General features: G+C 68.6%; 16 protein-coding genes. 5 read left to right on the plus strand and 11 right to left on the minus strand.

The features are described from left to right. On the plus strand, window positions 1–1083 hold the full coding sequence (locus LI953_RS00895; protein WP_227074083.1) for an anhydro-N-acetylmuramic acid kinase: 1083 nt from the start codon (window positions 1–3) through the stop codon (window positions 1081–1083). Here the strand turns inward: LI953_RS00895 and LI953_RS00900 are convergent. The 7 genes from LI953_RS00900 to LI953_RS00930 all read right to left on the minus strand — a co-directional run bounded on the left by LI953_RS00900 (window position 1065) and on the right by LI953_RS00930 (window position 8546). Further along, window positions 1065–2810: a hypothetical protein gene (locus LI953_RS00900; protein ID WP_227074084.1), complete on the minus strand. Its 1746-nt coding sequence runs from the start codon at window positions 2808–2810 to the stop codon at window positions 1065–1067. The genes LI953_RS00895 and LI953_RS00900 overlap by 19 nt on opposite strands. Continuing rightward, on the minus strand, window positions 2810–4240 hold the full coding sequence (locus LI953_RS00905; protein WP_227074085.1) for an FMN-binding glutamate synthase family protein: 1431 nt from the start codon (window positions 4238–4240) through the stop codon (window positions 2810–2812). Before LI953_RS00905 ends, LI953_RS00900 begins: the two co-directional genes overlap by 1 nt. Before the next feature lie 27 nt (window positions 4241–4267). Then, window positions 4268–4663 (minus strand): hypothetical protein, encoded by a 396-nt coding sequence (locus LI953_RS00910; protein WP_227074086.1) that lies wholly within the window; start codon window positions 4661–4663, stop codon window positions 4268–4270. A 27-nt stretch (window positions 4664–4690) separates the two neighbouring features. After that, a complete protein-coding gene (locus tag LI953_RS00915) occupies window positions 4691–5290 on the minus strand; it encodes an ATP/GTP-binding protein (protein ID WP_227074087.1) in 600 nt (199 codons plus the stop codon). Between the two features lie 56 nt (window positions 5291–5346). After that, entirely contained in the window at window positions 5347–5730 is a 384-nt protein-coding gene (locus tag LI953_RS00920) for a hypothetical protein (protein ID WP_227074088.1), read from the minus strand. 155 nt (window positions 5731–5885) lie between these two features. Next, window positions 5886–7238 (minus strand): ATP-binding protein, encoded by a 1353-nt coding sequence (locus tag LI953_RS00925; RefSeq protein ID WP_227074089.1) that lies wholly within the window; start codon window positions 7236–7238, stop codon window positions 5886–5888. Between the two features lie 9 nt (window positions 7239–7247). Then, the gene (locus LI953_RS00930) at window positions 7248–8546 is read right to left on the minus strand and encodes a penicillin-binding protein activator (protein ID WP_227074090.1); all 1299 of its coding nucleotides are present in this window, start codon (window positions 8544–8546) and stop codon (window positions 7248–7250) included. Here LI953_RS00930 and rsmI point away from each other — a divergent pair. Beyond that, window positions 8504–9427 carry a 16S rRNA (cytidine(1402)-2'-O)-methyltransferase gene (gene rsmI, locus LI953_RS00935; RefSeq protein ID WP_227074091.1) on the plus strand — a complete coding sequence of 308 codons (924 nt, stop codon included), beginning with the start codon at window positions 8504–8506 and terminating at the stop codon, window positions 9425–9427. The two genes, LI953_RS00930 and rsmI, sit on opposite strands and share 43 nt — an antisense overlap. After that, entirely contained in the window at window positions 9424–10320 is an 897-nt protein-coding gene (locus tag LI953_RS00940; RefSeq protein WP_227074092.1) for an alpha/beta fold hydrolase, read from the plus strand. Before rsmI ends, LI953_RS00940 begins: the two co-directional genes overlap by 4 nt. On the opposite strand, the gene pdxH is transcribed toward LI953_RS00940, so the two are convergent. Continuing rightward, complete coding sequence (pdxH, locus tag LI953_RS00945) at window positions 10311–10889, minus strand: pyridoxamine 5'-phosphate oxidase (RefSeq protein WP_227074093.1); 579 nt, start codon at window positions 10887–10889, stop codon at window positions 10311–10313. The two genes, LI953_RS00940 and pdxH, sit on opposite strands and share 10 nt — an antisense overlap. A 97-nt stretch (window positions 10890–10986) precedes the next feature. Between pdxH and fabI the strand changes: the two genes are divergently transcribed. Together fabI and aroC are read left to right on the plus strand one after the other, a co-directional pair. Continuing rightward, window positions 10987–11829 (plus strand): enoyl-ACP reductase FabI, encoded by an 843-nt coding sequence (gene fabI, locus LI953_RS00950; protein WP_227074094.1) that lies wholly within the window; start codon window positions 10987–10989, stop codon window positions 11827–11829. Between the two features lie 3 nt (window positions 11830–11832). Further along, window positions 11833–12909, plus strand: coding sequence for a chorismate synthase (gene aroC / locus LI953_RS00955; RefSeq protein WP_227074095.1), 1077 nt, complete (start codon window positions 11833–11835; stop codon window positions 12907–12909). A 44-nt stretch (window positions 12910–12953) separates the two neighbouring features. On the opposite strand, the gene LI953_RS00960 is transcribed toward aroC, so the two are convergent. The 3 genes from LI953_RS00960 to dapD are packed head-to-tail and all read right to left on the minus strand — an operon-like array spanning window position 12954 to window position 15432. Further along, a complete protein-coding gene (locus tag LI953_RS00960) occupies window positions 12954–13517 on the minus strand; it encodes a hypothetical protein (RefSeq protein ID WP_227074096.1) in 564 nt (187 codons plus the stop codon). Next, the gene (gene dapE, locus LI953_RS00965; RefSeq protein WP_227074097.1) at window positions 13514–14611 is read right to left on the minus strand and encodes a succinyl-diaminopimelate desuccinylase; all 1098 of its coding nucleotides are present in this window, start codon (window positions 14609–14611) and stop codon (window positions 13514–13516) included. The genes LI953_RS00960 and dapE overlap by 4 nt, the downstream gene beginning before the upstream one ends. Then, window positions 14608–15432 carry a 2,3,4,5-tetrahydropyridine-2,6-dicarboxylate N-succinyltransferase gene (gene dapD, locus LI953_RS00970; RefSeq protein ID WP_227074098.1) on the minus strand — a complete coding sequence of 275 codons (825 nt, stop codon included), beginning with the start codon at window positions 15430–15432 and terminating at the stop codon, window positions 14608–14610. The genes dapE and dapD overlap by 4 nt, the downstream gene beginning before the upstream one ends. Window positions 15433–15526: the final 94 nt, after the last annotated feature.

The raw sequence follows: 15526 nt of genomic DNA on the forward strand, positions 1-15526 counted from the left end.
ATGCCCGCCCGCACCCTTCGCGCCATCGGCCTGATGTCCGGCACCTCGCTTGACGGCGTGGACGCCGCCTGGATCGAGACCGATGGCGAGCACGTGTTCCATTTCGGCCCGGCGGCGATGCTGCGCTATCAGGATGATCTGCGCGCCGATCTGCGCCGGCTGCTCGATCTTGCCCCTGGACTTAGCCCTGACGATCGTTTTTTACAACGAGTTGAGGAGCGCCTTACCCGCGACCATGCCCTGGCCGTCAGCATGACCGGGCGCGCGGCGGATGTGATCGGCTTTCATGGCCAGACGATCCTGCACGCGCCCGAGGCCCACCGCACCTGGCAGATCGGCGATGCGGTGCTGCTCGCGCATATCACCCGGATCCCGGTCGTGCATGATTTCCGCAGCGCCGATGTTGCCGCCGGGGGCCAGGGCGCGCCCTTCGCGCCGCTGTTTCATGCCGCGCTGGCCGCCGCTCTGCCCAAACCGCTGCTGGTGGTGAATATCGGCGGCGTCGCCAACATCACCTGGCTGGGCGCGGGGGGCGAGATCATTGCCTGCGACACCGGGCCAGGCAACGGCCCGCTCGACGATCTGGCCCAGCGCCACCTCGGCAAACCCTATGACGAAAACGGCGCCTTCGCGGCCTCGGGGCAGGTGGACGAGGCGCGGCTCGGGCTGCTGCTGGGGCATCCATATTTCGCCCGCCCGGCGCCGAAATCGCTGGACCGGCTGACCTTCTCCGCCCTCATCGCTCAGGCCATTGAGGGGTTACCCCCGGCGGACGCCGCCGCCACCCTGGCCGCTTTTTGCGCCACCGCCATTGGCCGCGCGCCCCTGCCTGCCCCGCCTTTGCGCGTGCTGGTGGGCGGCGGCGGGCGGCATAACGCGCATCTGATGCAACTGCTGGCGGCGCAATTTCCGGTGCCGGTGCAGCCGGTCGAGGCCGCGGGCTGGGATGGCGACGCGCTGGAGGCGCAATGCTTCGCCTTTCTCGCCGTGCGCTCGCTGCGCGGGCTGCCGCTCTCCTTGCCATCCACCACCGGCGTGCCGGAGCCGATGCCCGGCGGACGGCTTCAGCGCCCAACCTTGTAGAGCCGCCAGCCATCCTGGTTCTGCCCGGCCAGGGTCAGCCAGGGCGGCGGGGTGCCAGCATCAAGCGCGTCCCACAACGTGTCTCGCGGCAGGTCGGCCACCAGAAGCGAGCGCGCCGGGCTGGGGCAGAACAGCACATAGGCCGCCTTGGCCGCCGCCAGCTCCGGCGGCACATTCCGCCCCGGCAGGGCGCGCCAGGCGGCGCGGTCGCGCAGATAGCCGGGCACGCCGTGCTGGTAGAGCGAACCGACGGTCTTCACCTGCGTCCGGTAGAGCAGTTCCGGCGCGTCACTCGGCCCGGCGAGCACCACCTGTCCGGCGGCGGCGGCCAGCAGCGGCGCGATATTGTGCAGCGTGCAGCTCGGGGCAGCGTGTAATGCTGCGGCGGGCGCCTTGGGCGCAGGGGCGGCGAAGGCCGCCAGCTCCGGCACGCCAAGCACCAGCGCCAGCGCCGCGAGGCGCGCCAGGCTGGCCCGTTGCGGCGTGGCGGCGAGGCTGGCACTGGCTTGGCTGAGCGCCACCGGCAGCAGCGCCGCGCCAAGCACGGTCGAGAACCCGACGAAGAGCAGGAATTTCGCGCCCAGCGCCAGCGCTACCGCAGCGCACAGCGCCAGATACAGCCACATCAGCCGCGTATTGCCGCGCGGTGCGAGCAGCCCCTCGGCGGGCTCGGGCTGCCGCAGCCCGCGCCAGAGCGTATAAGCCAGGGCGCAACCGCCGGGGAACAGAAACACCACGAGATCATGCCCATGAAGCGGCCGCAACTCGCTGATTGCGCCGAAGAAGACCCGCGCCTGATCGGGCGGCAGAATGCCATAAGGCCCCAGCACCACGCCAGGAAACGCCGCCACCCAGACGCCAAACAGCACCGCCAGCACCGCGAACCCGGCTGGGCCGCGCCAGGGCCACGGGCGCTCCTGCAACCGCAGCAGCACCGCCGCCCCGGCCAGGAATAGCAGCGCCATCACCACATACACGCAGGAGAGCCGGTCCACTTCCGGCGCCAGATAACCACCCGCCGGCGGATCGACGAACAGCGCCACCACCAGCACATCGAAACACCCGGCGGCGGTGGCGAGCAGCACGGCGGCGTTTTTCGCCTCCAGCCAGCGCAGCGCCAGCGCGGTGTAGGCCATCAGCACAAATGGCATCGTCTCCGGCGTCAGCCAGATGGCGAAGCCCCCGCTCACCCCGGCAAGAAACCCGGCCCAGCGGTCATCGCGCCAGGCGCGGACGGCATACCCGGCGGTGAGCGCGATCATCGCCAGCAGCAGCACATGGTAATGCACCGCGCCGGGCACCGCGATCGTCACCACGCCCGGCAGCACGGCGGCGGCCAGCGTTGCGCTCCACAGATACCGGCGCAAGGCGAAGGGCTCCACCGCCCAGGCCGTGACCGCGCCGAGAAACCCGACACCGAGCGGCCCCAAAGCCACCCCGGCGGCAAGCAGCGCGCGGTGCCAGCCCAGCAACGGCGCCAGGGGCGCGGCCAAAAGCCAGAGCAACATATCCAGCAGGCGCGACCATTCCACCATCCCCCCGGCGCCGGACTGGTCGCCCGCCACGGTGGTGAGCAGATGCCCGGCGCGGATGCCCTGCTCCAGGCGCACGAGGCGCATGTAGGAATCCGGGTCTTGCAGATTGCCCGCGAGCACGGCGGGCCAGTGCCCGGCACCGAGCAGGATGTTCAGCCCGGCGCCAAGCAGAAACAGCGCGAGCAGACCCATCAGTTGGCGGCGGCCCTGAATCCGGCGACGCCGCGCTCAATCTCAGTGACGTGTTTCGGCGCGAAATAGCTGGCGTCGGTGAGGCCGCAGGAATGCGCGATGATCTCCACCTCCTCGCGCATCTTTTTGGCGTAGCGCGCCACCCGCACCGCCTTATCGGCCGGGTTCAGCCCCCGGATCAGCCGCTCATCGGCGGCGGTGACCCCGGTGGGGCAGAAGCCGCTGCCGCATTTCATCGCCTGGATGCAGCCAAGCGAGAACATGAAGCCGCGCGCCGATGACACGAAATCCGCTCCCATGCAAAGCGCCCAGGCCACCTTGTCCGGCGTGATGAGCTTGCCCGAGGCGACGATGCGGATGCGCTGTTGCAAGCCATGCTCGTAGCGCAGCCCGGCGACATAAGGCAGCGCCTGGGTGATCGGCATACCCACATAATCGGCCAACGGCTCGGGCGCGGCGCCGGTGCCGCCCTCGCCGCCGTCGATCTGCACGTAGTCGGGGCAATGCGCCGGGTTGCTGGCGCAATCGTCGAACCATTCATCGACGAACCGCGGATCACCCAGCACGAATTTCACCCCCACCGGCTTGCCAGTAATGCCGCGCACCCGCGCGATGAACGCGCCCAGCTCCTGCACGTTGCCGATATCCTTGTGGCGGTTGGGGGAGATGCTGTCCTGCCCCACCGGGATGCCGCGGATCTTCGCGACCTCGGCTGTCACCTTATGCGCGGGTAGAATGCCGCCTTTGCCGGGCTTCGCCCCCTGGGCCAGCTTCACCTCGAACATCCGCACCTGCGGATGCGCCGCGATCTCGCGCAGCTTCTCCTCGGAGAGATTGCCCAGCGCGTCGCGCACGCCGTATTTCGCGGTGCCGATCTGCATGATCAGATCCGCCCCGCCTTCGAGATGATAAGGCGACAGCCCGCCCTCGCCCGTGCTCATCCACACCCCCGCCATCTTCGCCCCGCGCGAGAGCGCGCTCACCGCCGCATGGCTCAGCGCGCCGTAAGACATGCCCGAGATGTTGAAGAAGCTTTGCGCCATATACGGCTCGCGGCAGGCGCCGGGGCCGTCGCTCACGCCGATCTGTTTGCCGGGATAGGGTTTCTGTTCCTCCTCCAGCGTCGGGAAGGCGGCGTTGCGGAAGATGAAGCTCGGCACGTTTTCGGAGCCGAAGCTGATGAGGTTGGAGAGCCCCTTGGCCGAGCGGTACACCCAGCTGCGCTCCAGCCGGTTGAACGGGCGCTCCGACCAGTCGGGCAGATATTGGTATTGGCGCATATATTCGCCCCAGGTCTCGGCGAAATAGCGGAAATGGCCGATGACCGGGTAATTGCGCAGGATGGTGTGCTTGGTCTGGCGCACATCGTGCAGGTAAAGCGCCGCGATGCTCAGCACCAGCAGCACGATGATGATCTCTACACCCAGCATCCCGTCTCTCCTTCGCGCTGGCCGCGATCAGGCCAGCAATTCGCGGATTTCCGCCGCTGCGGCCTTGATGTTGACAAGGATGACGCCGAGCGAGGTGCGCGCGCTGACCATCAGGATCAGCGGCTGGCGCGTATCCGCGATGGTGATGCTGGCGATCTGCAGGCCCTGCGCCTCCATGGTGATGATATCGAGCAGCCCGCCCGCCGGCACATCCCACGAAAAATCGGAAGCCAGCGCATCGCCGATGGAATTCACCGAACTGGTCAGCGCCGCCATGCGCCCAACCAAATTTTCCGCCACGCCGACGGAGCAGACATTGAAGCCGTCCGGGGTGCAGATGAGCGCGTTGCGCAGCTGCGGGATCCGCGAGATCATTTTGCGGAAGGCGGGCCGTAACAGCACCCCAAGCTCGGAAAAATCCATGTCGCTCCCGTACCTCACCTGAACCGGTCAGTCACCGCGCACCGCCCCTGGCAACGCCGTCAGCGCCGCCGCCACCATGCGGCGCACATCCTCGGCCGCGCGCGGATCGGCCGCCTGCACCACCGCCAGCGGGTGTAAACGTTGCACCAGCGCGCGATACGGCGCCAGCCCCGCTTCCTGCGCCGCCAATGGCAGGCGCGAGACGGCCACCGCCACCCGCAGCAGCGAAGCGCGCTGGCCGAGCGCGCGCAGCCAGGTGGCGCATTGGTTCACGCCCTCCGCCTGGTCGCCATAGGCCCACAGCACCACGGCCGCGCTGGCGGGCACCAGCAGGTCCCACATCGCGTCAAACCGCTCCTGCCCCGGCAGGCCGAACACCGCCACGCGCTCGCCCGCCGCGAGGCGGAACTCGCCATAATCAAACCCGGCGGTGGTCGTGGTCTTGCCGCCGGTACGCTGGGCGGTGTCGAGCTCGCGGCTGGCGACATCGGTGTTCACCACCGGAATTTCGGAGATTGCGCGCAGCGCGGTGGTTTTGCCGACGCCGAACGGCCCGGCAAACACCACCTGCCGGGAGGCAGGGTGCCCGAGCACGATCTCAAGCGCGTCTTCAGGCTGCAACTCCACGGACCTCACCTTGGCCTCAACGCCCGCCTGGCCGGCGCCATACGGGCAGCCAAGTTTCACCCGCCGAGGCGCGCCGCGTCAACGCCGCTCAGCATCTTGGGCAGCGCCACGGCCAGTAGCACGCCGAGGTTGACCTTCGCGGCATCCATCAGAACGCCCTGTAAAATCCCGGCGCCGTGCTGGATGATCATCACCGTCTTGCCGCCTTCGAGATCCATGTAGAAATAGCGGCTGAGCTTGGGGAAGCCCGAGGCGGCAAGCGTGTCGTTGAGCGAGTTGGTAATCTCGGTAAACAACGCCACGGCGGTCGGCTGCGAGTTGAAGCCCGCAAGCGAGAGGCCGGTGGAACGGTCCCAGATATCGGTGGCCAGGAGGCCATCCTTCATCGTGGCACGAAGGTCGGCGACGGCGGTTTCGAGTCTCTGCACGTCAATCTGCATCGGGCATCCTCCTTGTCGATCGGGCTGTTGGGCTTCGCCTGTTCGCCGCCCGCCACGCTGGCCGGGACGGTTCGTAGGTTAACATTCTTTAACCACAGGATTGAGGGATTGAGCTGCGCCGTCAAGTGCTTATCGCGTCTGGCGCGAATCAAAACTCAACCGGCGCGGCCGGGTAACCAGACGGTGAACACCGACCCCTTGCCCGGATCACTGTCGATCGCCAGCCGCCCGCGATGGCGGTTAATGACATGCTTGACGATGGCCAGCCCCAGCCCGGTGCCGCCGACGGCGCGTGAGCGGCCCTTATCCACCCGATAGAAACGCTCGGTCAGGCGCGGGATATGCTCGCGCGGAATGCCCGGCCCGTTATCGGCCACGCTCACGCTCACCCCGCCCGGCTCGAAGCGTGTATCCGGCGCCACGGTGGCGGATAACCGCACCACCCCGCCCGGCTTGCCATATTTCAAAGCGTTATCGAGCAGATTGCTGAAGACCTGGGCGAGCTGGTCGGCATCAGCCGGGATTTTCGGCAAATCCGGCGGCACGTTCACCTCAAGTCGCGTGCCGCTGGCGCGCAGCAGCGGCTCCAGCCCGGCGGCGACACGCTCCAGCACCGGCGGCAGATGCACCAGCTCCTTCGGCGGCGAATGCTCCGAGATCTCGATGCGCGAGAGGCTGAGCAGATCGCCGATCAGGCGCTGCATCCGCGCCGCCTGCTCGGCCATGATGCCGAGGAAGCGCTGCTGCGCCTCCGGGTCGTCGGCGGCGGGGCCGCGCAGGGTCTCGATGAAGCCGGAGAGCGAGGCGAGCGGCGTGCGCAGCTCGTGGCTGGCATTGGCGATGAAATCGGCGCGCATCTTCTCCACCGCACGCTCATGCGTGCGGTCGCTCACCAGCAGATAAAGCGGCCCGGCGGCGGGAATCAGGGTGACATGAAGATCGCGCGTGACCGGCGCCGCGAGCACGATCTCGCGCCGCACCGGCGCGTTGTCGCGGAGTGCCTCGGCCAGGGCGGCGCGCACATCCGGGTGGCGCAGCAGGGCCGCGATCTCGCCGCTGAAGGCGGTGGCGGCACTGGCGTTGCGCCACAGGATGTTGGCTTCGGCGTCTAGCTTCAGCAGCGGGTCGGGCAGACGCTCGACCAGCGCGCGGTCCTCGGCGGCGCTTTCCAGCTGACGCGCGCGCGAAAGCCGCTCGGCGCGGATCAGGCGGATCGCCTCCTCCCCCAGCTCGCGCATGCCGGGCACCAGCAGCGCCGGCTCATCGGGCAGGCTCTCCGGCGCGCGGCGAAGGGCGCGCAACAGCCTGGTCATCGCCTTAACGTCACGCCCGAGCAGGGCAGAAAACGCAACCGCCACGGCGGTGCATAGCCCCCAGGCCAGCAGCGCCGGCGCTGGCGCCAGCCGCCCGGCCAGCACCAGCGCGAGAAAAGCCAAACTGGGCACCAGCGCCAGCGCCACGAACAGGCTGGCCGCGGCGGAGCGGATGACGCCGGAGGCTCGTTCCATTTTGGGCTGTCAGGGCTGGTTGAGGTTGGCCGGGCCGGGCGAGGTCATCACCGGCTGCCCCGGCTCGACCGAGAACACCGCGAGCCCGCGCGATACCGTGCCGTCTGGGTGCAGGGCGAGCACGCCATCGGCGCCGGTGAAGCCGGCCGGGGCGGTGAGCACACTGCTCGTATACCCGCCCTGCCCCGCCGCCAGTTCGGCGATCGCGGCGGCGTCGAAGGCGACCTCGGCGATGGCCGGCGGCACCGCGCCATAGGCCGACTGGTATTTATTGGCGAAGGCGGTGCCAGCGGCGGGGTCGGCGGCGGCATACATGGCGCCGATAAACACACTCTGATTGGCCATCTGCGGCGCCAGATTGGCCCATAGCGCCGGGCCGAGGAATTGCACCTGCGGCGGCGACACGTCGTAATACGGCAGGAAATTGGCCAGTTCGGCCAGGGTGTTGGCATCGGTCGCGCCGATGAACAGGGCGTTGAAGCTGGGCGGCGGCACTTGCTGGTGCTTGAGCGCGGCGGCCTTGGCCCTGCCCGCCGCGGTGCCGAGATCCTCGGCCCGCTTGATCTGGTTCATCAGCCCCTGGCCACGATCGGCGAAATCGGAGAGCTGCTCTACCGCCTGGTTCACGCCGGTGAACCCCGGCTCGTAGAAGGTGATCTGCGCGGCGGGCTCGCCCAGCTTGCTGGTTTCCGCGCTGATCGCGTCGCTGAGATGGTGGCCGAATTCGGTGTCGGGCAGCAGCGCCGCGAGTTGGGTGCGCCCAGCATCCGCCGCCACCTGCAGCACACGCTCCACCTGTTGCGACGGGGTGATGCCCAGCGGCCACACGCCCGGCGCGGCGACGCTGCCATCATTGGTGAAGGCCAGCACATTCACGCCCGCCGCCTTGGCGATGGGAGCGACGGCCTGCGTTTCGCCCGAGGTGAGTGGGCCGATGATAATGCCATCGCCCGCCGCCAGCCCGGCTTGCGCGGCGGTGGCGGCGCCTTCGGGCGTGCCGCCCGTGTCGCGGATGTCCAGCCCCGGCCCGCCACTGGCCGGGAAGGCGAGCTTCGCCGCGTTCACCAGCGCCTGCCCCACCGGGGCGAGGCTGCCCGTGAGCGGCGCCAGCAGCAGCACATTGCCGCCGGTGCGGCCATAGCCAGAGGGCGCCGCCTGTGGCACCCCCGGCGGCGCCAGCAGCGCCGGAGCCCCGGCGCCCGATGAGAGGTACGGGACTTGACCGGCGCAGCCGGCAAGCGCCAGCGTGCCGCCCAGGAGCAGAGATGAACGAAGAGACAACCCAAGGCGCGAATCAGGACGAGACAATTTCACGGCCCTCCGTGAGCGGGGATGATGCGGCTTCATGCCCCGCCCTTGTGCTGGTTTCCACCCCGATCGGCAACCTCCAGGATTTTTCGCCCCGCGCGCGTGACGCTTTGGCGCGGGCCGACGTGGTTTTGTGCGAGGATACCCGCACCAGCGCGGCGCTGTTGCGCGCACACGGCGTCACCACCCGCACCCAGGCGCTGCACGAACACAACGAATCGGCGCGCATCCCGGCGCTGGTGGCGGCGATGCAAAGCGGCACCCGCTTCGCCCTGATCTCGGATGCGGGCACGCCGCTGGTTTCCGACCCCGGCTACCGGCTGGTGCGCGCGGCCATCGAGGCCGGGCTGAAAATCTCCGGTATTCCCGGCCCTAACGCGGCGCTGTTGGCGCTCACCCTCTCCGGCCTGCCGCCGCACCCCTATCTATTCAGCGGCTTCCTGCCGCCGAAATCCGCCGCCCGGCGCGCCGCCTTCACGGTTTTGCGCGGGGCGGAGCTGGCCGGGCTCTCGGCCACACATATCTTTTATGAAGCCCCGCACCGTCTGGCGGAATTCCTGGAAGATGCCGCCGCCGTGCTCGGCCCGCGCCCCGCCGCCGTATGCCGCGAGCTGACCAAGCATTTCGAGGAGGTGCGCCGCGGCGGGCTGGACGAGCTGGCCGCGCATTACGCCGCCCATGCCGCGCGCGGGGAGATCTGCGTCGTCATCGGCCCCGCCCCGGCGGAGAGCGCCAGCGCCGACACGCTCGACACCGCCTTGCGCGCTGCGCTCGCCAGCATGTCGGTGAAAGACGCCGCCGCCGCCGTGGCCACCGCCACCGGGCTGCCGAAAAAGCAGGTCTATGCCCGCGCCCTGCAACTCAGCCAAGGCGGGGAATGAGCGAGCCGATTGCGTTCGCCTGCCGCGATGGCGTGCGCCTGGGCGGGCATTGGTGGCCCCATGCCGGGGCCGAGTCGCGGGGCGTGGTCGTCATCAACGCCGCCACCGGCGTGCTGGCGCGCTATTATCACCGCTATGCCGCCTATCTCGCCGCGCATGGCTTCGATGCGCTGACCTATGATTACCGCGGGATCGGGGCCTCGCGCCCGGCCAGCCTGCGCGGCTGCGGCTATCGCTGGCACGATTGGGGCACGCAGGATTTCGACGCCGCGCTGCGCACCGCCGCCGCCCGCGCCCCAGGGGCGGAATTGCTGGTGGTGGGGCACAGCATCGGCGGGTTTCTGCCAGGCTTCTCGCCCGAGGCCGGGCGCATCGCGCGCATCCTCAGCGTTGGCGGGCAATACGGCTACTGGAGCGATTACGCCGCCCCCCGGCGCGCGGCGATGATGCTGAAATGGAACCTCGCCATGCCGCTGCTCACCGCGCTGTATGGCTATTTCCCCGGTAAGCGGCTGGGCTGGCTGGAGGATCTGCCCGCCGGAGTGGTGCGCGACTGGAGCTTCCGCCGGGCGCGCATGGAACTGGCGCATGCGCCGCATGAGCGCGCGGACATCCTGGCGCGCTTCGCCGCCGTCACCGCGCCGATCCTGGCCGTCACCCTCACCGATGACGAATTCGCCACGCGCTCGGCCCTGGCGCGGGCGCTGCGCTATTACCGCAACGCCCCGCATGAGGTGGTGCGCCTGCATCCGGGCGATCTGGGGTATGACGCCATCGGCCATTTCGGCCTGTTCCACGCCCGCCACGCGGCGGATTTCTGGCCCGCCACACTGGCCTGGCTGCGCGGCGGCGAGGCGCCATGGCCGCACCGCCGCCTCGCGCTTCAGGGGTAGAGCCGCCCGGTCTCCCAGCCGCTGGCGGTCTTGCTGAAGATCAGCCGGTCATGCAGGCGGAAGTCGATGCCCTGCCAGAACTCGAAATAATCCGGCGCCAGCTTCCAGCCGGACCAGAATTCCGGGCGCGGCACCGGCTGGCCCTGAAAGCGCGCCTCGACCTCCCGCACCCGCGACTCGAAGGCCTCACGCGAGGCCAGCGGGCGGGATTGCTCCGACGCCCAGGCACCGATCTGGCTCATGCGCGGGCGGCTGGCGAAATAAGCGTCGGCCTGGGCGTCGCTCACCTGGCTCACGATGCCCTCGATGCGCACCTGCCGGGCCAGGCTCTTCCAGTGGAACAGCAGCGCCACCTGCGGATGGGCCTGCATGTCCCGCGCCTTGCGCGAGCCGAGATTGCCGTAAAACGAAAAGCCCGTCTCATCCCAGGACTTCATCAACAGGATGCGCGCGGCCGGGCGGCCGTTCGCGCCCACCGTCGCCACTGTCATGGCGTTGGGGTCATTTGGCTCGCTGCCCTCGGCCGCGGCGAACCACTCGCCGAATTTCTTGAAGGGGGTCTCACTCATACGCAACAGCCTCCGGAGTTCATCGACACTTGATCGGATGATATACTCTATGCCACCACCGGCCCTGAGAGACGATAGCATCACGGAGAACACCCCCATGCCGGACACCCAAGCCGAACTCGCCCCGCCGCGTGGCACGCTCATGGCCGGCAAGCGCGGGCTGATCATGGGCGTGGCGAATAACCGCTCGATCGCCTGGGCCATTGCCCAGGCCGTGGCCGCCCAGGGCGGCGAGGTCGCCTTCACCTATCAGGGCGAGGCGCTGGAGAAGCGCGTGCGCCCGCTCGCGCAATCCATCGGGTCGGATTTCCTGGTGCCGTGCGACGTGTCGGACGATGCCGCGATCGACGCCGCCTTCGACGCGCTAGCCCAGAAATGGGGCAAGATCGACTTCCTGGTGCATGCCATCGGCTTCGCCGATAAAAATTTCCTGCGCGGGCGCTATGCCGACACCCCGCGCGATGCGTTCCTGCAGGCGCTGGATATCTCCTGCTACTCCTTCAGCGCCGTCGCGCGCCGCGCCGCGGCGATGATGCCCGATGGCGGCTCGCTGCTCACCCTCACCTATCTGGGGGCCGAGCGCTGGATGCCGCATTACAACGTGATGGGCGTGGCCAAGGCGGCGCTGGAAGCCTCCGTGCGCTATCTGGCCGCCGATTTCGGCAAGGATAATATCCGCGTCAACGGCATCTCGGCCGGGCCGATCAAGACCCTGGCCGCTAGTGGCATTGGCGATTTCAGCTACATCCTGAAATGGAACAAGTATAACTCGCCCATGCAGCGCAATGTGGAGCTGGAGGAAGTGGGCGGCGCCGGGCTGTATATGCTCTCCGACCTCTCGCGCGGCGTCTCCGGCGAGATCCACCACGTGGATTGCGGCTACCATATCGTCGGCATGAAGAACCCGGACGCGCCGGATCTCGCGATCGCGAGCGATTAACCCATGTCGTTCAACACCTTCGGGCAGTTGTTCCGGGTCACCACCTGGGGCGAGAGCCATGGGCCGGCCATTGGCTGCGTGGTCGATGGCTGCCCGCCCGGCATCGCGCTGTCCGAAGCCGATATCCAGCCTTATCTCGACAAGCGCCGCCCCGGCACCTCGCGCTTCACAACCCAGCGCCAGGAGCCGGATCAGGTGAAGATCCTCTCCGGCGTGTATGAGGGGCGCACCACCGGCACGCCGATTTCGCTGCTGATCGAGAACACCGACCAGCGCTCGAAGGATTACGCCAACATCGCCGCGCGCTACCGGCCCGGCCATGCCGATGTCGCCTATGACATGAAATACGGCCACCGCGACCCGCGCGGCGGCGGGCGCTCCAGCGCGCGCGAGACGGCGATGCGCGTGGCCGCCGGAGCCATTGCGCGCAAAGTGCTAGGGCCGCAAGTGGTGATCCGCGGCGCCATGACCGCGCTGGGCGCGCATGGCATTGACCGCGCGAATTGGGACTGGGCGGAGGTGGAGCGCAACCCGTTCTTCTGCCCCGACGCTGCTGCCGCCGCCGCCTGGGAGGGCGAACTCGACGCCATCCGCAAGGCCGGTTCCTCGATCGGCGCGGTGCTGGAGGTGGTGGCCGAAGGCGTCACGCCAGGACTGGGCGCGCCGCTCTACGGCAAGCTCGATGCCGACATCGCCGCCGCGCTGATGAGCATCAACGCGGTGAAGGCGGTGGAGATCGGTGATGGGTTCGCCGCCGCCGCCCTGCGCGGCGAAGACAATGCCGATGAGATGCGGATGGAGAACGGGAAGATCAAATTCCTCTCCAACCATGCCGGCGGCATCCTGGGCGGCATTGCCACCGGCCAGCCGATCGTGACCAGGTTTGCCGTAAAACCAACGAGTTCTATCCTCACCCCCAAGCAGAGCGTGAGCGCCGAGGGCGAGGATGTGGAGGTGATGACCAAGGGCCGGCACGACCCCTGCGTGGGCATCCGCGCCGTGCCGGTGGGCGAGGCCATGCTAGCCTGCGTGCTGGCCGACCATCTGCTCCGCCATCGCGGGCAGATCGGGTTAGGTTAGGCAAAAAAAGATCTGTTTTCGCAGCTTTTTTGAAAAAACCCAGGTTATAAATGTGAGAGCTGGGCCGGGTCTGGGCCCAGCCCAAGCAGGATCGGCAGGGCGGTGAACATGCCCACCAGCACGCCGCTCACCGCCACGATCAGCGCCGCCCGCCAGCCGCTCACGGCCAGCCCGGCGCGCAGCGTGAACCAGCGATACCAGAGCAGATACAGCCCCGCGATGCCCAGTGTAACGTATTCGGCCTGAACCATGCTCAGTCCAGCCTGAGCCAGAATCCCGCCAATGAAAGCGCCCACCACCATCACCGGCAGCAGCACCCAGAACGACCAGTTGAGCGCCGTGGCGGTACGCAGCCAGAGCGGCTCGCGCTGGTAGATGCGGGCAAACTCGTAGACCATCACCGGCAACACCAGCACCCCGCATAGCCGCGCGATGAAGCCCACCAGCGCCACCCGCCAATTCCCCTGCAGCGCGGTCGCGGCCGCGCCGACGAGCGGAAACGCGATCAGCGGCGCCAGCGAGGCATAAAAATTCTCCACGCCGCCGCCAAACTCACCGATGCCCCCGGCATCGCCCTTGGCCAGCCGCCACAAACCACGCAAAATCATCCGCAGAACGCCCCGATCAGCGCCTTATAAACCTCAGCCAGCTGGCGCAGATCGGCCAGCGGCACGGCCTCGTCCACCTTATGCATGGTCGCGCCGACCAGCCCGAACTCGGCCACCGGGCAATAGCGGGCGATGAACCGGGCATCGGAGGTGCCGCCGCCCGTGTTCTGCTCGGGCGTCACGCCCGTAACCCGCGCGATCGCCCCGGTCAGCGCCGCGATCTCGGCCCCCGGCTGGGTCAGGAAGGCTTCACCGGAAATACTCACCTCCAGCTTGGCGTCCGGCGCTTGGCGGTCCAACACCTCGCGCAGCCTGGCGGTGAGCGAGGCGCCGGTGTGCAGGTCGTTGAAGCGGATATTCAGCTTGGCCGTGGCCAGGGCGGGGATCACATTGGTCGCCGGATTGCCGACATCGACCGAGGTGATCTGCAGCGAGGAGGGCTCGAAGAACGGCGTGCCCTCGTCGAGCCGCGTGGCGATCAGCTCGTTAAGCGCCGGGATCAGCTTATGCACGGCATTATCGGCCAAATGCGGATAGGCGGCATGGCCCTGCCGCCCTGGCACCGCGATGCGCGCATTCATGCTGCCGCGGCGCCCCACTTTCACCACATCGCCCAGCCGCGCCCGGCTGGTCGGCTCGCCCACCACACAAAAATCGGGGATCTTGCCATGCGCGGCCATCCAGTCCAGCACCCTCACGGTGCCATCCTTGGCCTCGCCCTCCTCATCGCCGGTGATCAGCAGCGAGACATGGCCCGGCATCTGCGAGGCGGCGGCGACAAAGGCGGCGATGCCGCCCTTCATGTCCACCGCGCCGCGCCCGAAGATCACGCCCTCGGCCTCATCGGCCGCGAACGGGTCGTGCGACCAGCCCTCGCCGGGCGGCACCACATCAGTATGCCCGGCGAAGCACAAATGCCGCCCCGGCCCCGGCCGCTCTGCGAAAAAATTCTCGATCTCGCCGAAGCGCAGCCGGGTGACGGTGAACCCCAGCCCCTCCAGGGCACTGATCAGCACCGCCTGCGCGCCGCCATCCGCCGGAGTGACGGAATTGCAGCGCAGCAGCTCGCGGGTCAGGGCGGCGGGGTCGATCACGCGCGCAGCAGCTCGTTGATCGAGGTCTTGGAGCGCGTCTGCGCGTCCACCCGCTTCACGATCACGGCACAGGCGAGGCTCGGGGCCTCGGGCGTCTTGCCGGGCAGCGTGCCGGGCACCACCACCGCATAGGGCGGCACCTTGCCGTAGAACACCTCGCCGGTCTCGCGGTCAACGATCTTGGTGGAGGCGCCGAGGAACACGCCCATGGAGAGCACCGCGCCGCGGCCGACGATCACGCCCTCGGCGACCTCGGAGCGGGCGCCGATGAAGCAATCATCCTCGATGACGACCGGGTTGGCCTGCAACGGCTCCAGCACGCCGCCAATGCCGACGCCGCCGGAGATATGGCAGTTTTTGCCCACCTGAGCGCAGGAACCAACGGTGGACCAGGTGTCGATCATCGTGCCCTCGCCGACATAGGCGCCGACATTCACGAAGCTCGGCATCAGCACCACATTGGGGGCGATGAAGGCGGAGCGGCGCACCACCGCGCCCGGCACGGCGCGGATGCCCGCGGCGGCGAAGCGCTCTGCGCCCCAGCCCGTGAACTTCACCGGCACCTTGTCAAACACCGGGGCGCCGCCGGGGCCGTCCATCAGCGCGTTGGGGTTGAGGCGGAAGGAGAGCAGCACGGCCTGCTTCAGCCACTGGTTCACCACCCAGCCGCCCTCGCCCGGCTCGGCCACGCGCGCCTTGCCCGAGTCGAGCAGCTCCAGCGCGGCGTCCACCGCGTCGCGGATCTCGCCGGTGGTGGCGGGGGAGATGTCGGCGCGCTTGTCCCAGGCGGCTTCGATGATGGTCTTGAGGTTGGTGGTCATGTCTTTCCCGTACTGCGAATGTCGGGGCGGACCATGAGGGCCAGCGGCGCGCAATGTCAACGCGCCCGGCGCGGGCGCGGGAGCTGGTTAAGCT

Origin of the sequence: Acidocella sp. KAb 2-4 (assembly GCF_020567705.1) — a bacterium.
Taxonomy (GTDB): domain Bacteria; phylum Pseudomonadota; class Alphaproteobacteria; order Acetobacterales; family Acetobacteraceae; genus Acidocella.

What these genes read in the sequence shown, in the direction of transcription:
- LI953_RS00920 (WP_227074088.1), bottom strand. Translation starts at nt 5,730, where the DNA reads ATGCAGATTGACGTGCAGAGACTCGAAACCGCCGTCGCCGACCTTCGT.
- LI953_RS00900 (WP_227074084.1), bottom strand. Translation starts at nt 2,810, where the DNA reads ATGGGTCTGCTCGCGCTGTTTCTGCTTGGCGCCGGGCTGAACATCCTG.
- LI953_RS00905 (WP_227074085.1), bottom strand. Translation starts at nt 4,240, where the DNA reads ATGCTGGGTGTAGAGATCATCATCGTGCTGCTGGTGCTGAGCATCGCG.
- rsmI (WP_227074091.1), top strand. Translation starts at nt 8,504, where the DNA reads ATGAACGAAGAGACAACCCAAGGCGCGAATCAGGACGAGACAATTTCA.
- LI953_RS00895 (WP_227074083.1), top strand. Translation starts at nt 1, where the DNA reads ATGCCCGCCCGCACCCTTCGCGCCATCGGCCTGATGTCCGGCACCTCG.
- dapD (WP_227074098.1), bottom strand. Translation starts at nt 15,432, where the DNA reads ATGACCACCAACCTCAAGACCATCATCGAAGCCGCCTGGGACAAGCGC.
- LI953_RS00910 (WP_227074086.1), bottom strand. Translation starts at nt 4,663, where the DNA reads ATGGATTTTTCCGAGCTTGGGGTGCTGTTACGGCCCGCCTTCCGCAAA.
- LI953_RS00925 (WP_227074089.1), bottom strand. Translation starts at nt 7,238, where the DNA reads ATGGAACGAGCCTCCGGCGTCATCCGCTCCGCCGCGGCCAGCCTGTTC.
- aroC (WP_227074095.1), top strand. Translation starts at nt 11,833, where the DNA reads ATGTCGTTCAACACCTTCGGGCAGTTGTTCCGGGTCACCACCTGGGGC.
- fabI (WP_227074094.1), top strand. Translation starts at nt 10,987, where the DNA reads ATGCCGGACACCCAAGCCGAACTCGCCCCGCCGCGTGGCACGCTCATG.
- pdxH (WP_227074093.1), bottom strand. Translation starts at nt 10,889, where the DNA reads ATGAGTGAGACCCCCTTCAAGAAATTCGGCGAGTGGTTCGCCGCGGCC.
- LI953_RS00940 (WP_227074092.1), top strand. Translation starts at nt 9,424, where the DNA reads ATGAGCGAGCCGATTGCGTTCGCCTGCCGCGATGGCGTGCGCCTGGGC.
- LI953_RS00960 (WP_227074096.1), bottom strand. Translation starts at nt 13,517, where the DNA reads ATGATTTTGCGTGGTTTGTGGCGGCTGGCCAAGGGCGATGCCGGGGGC.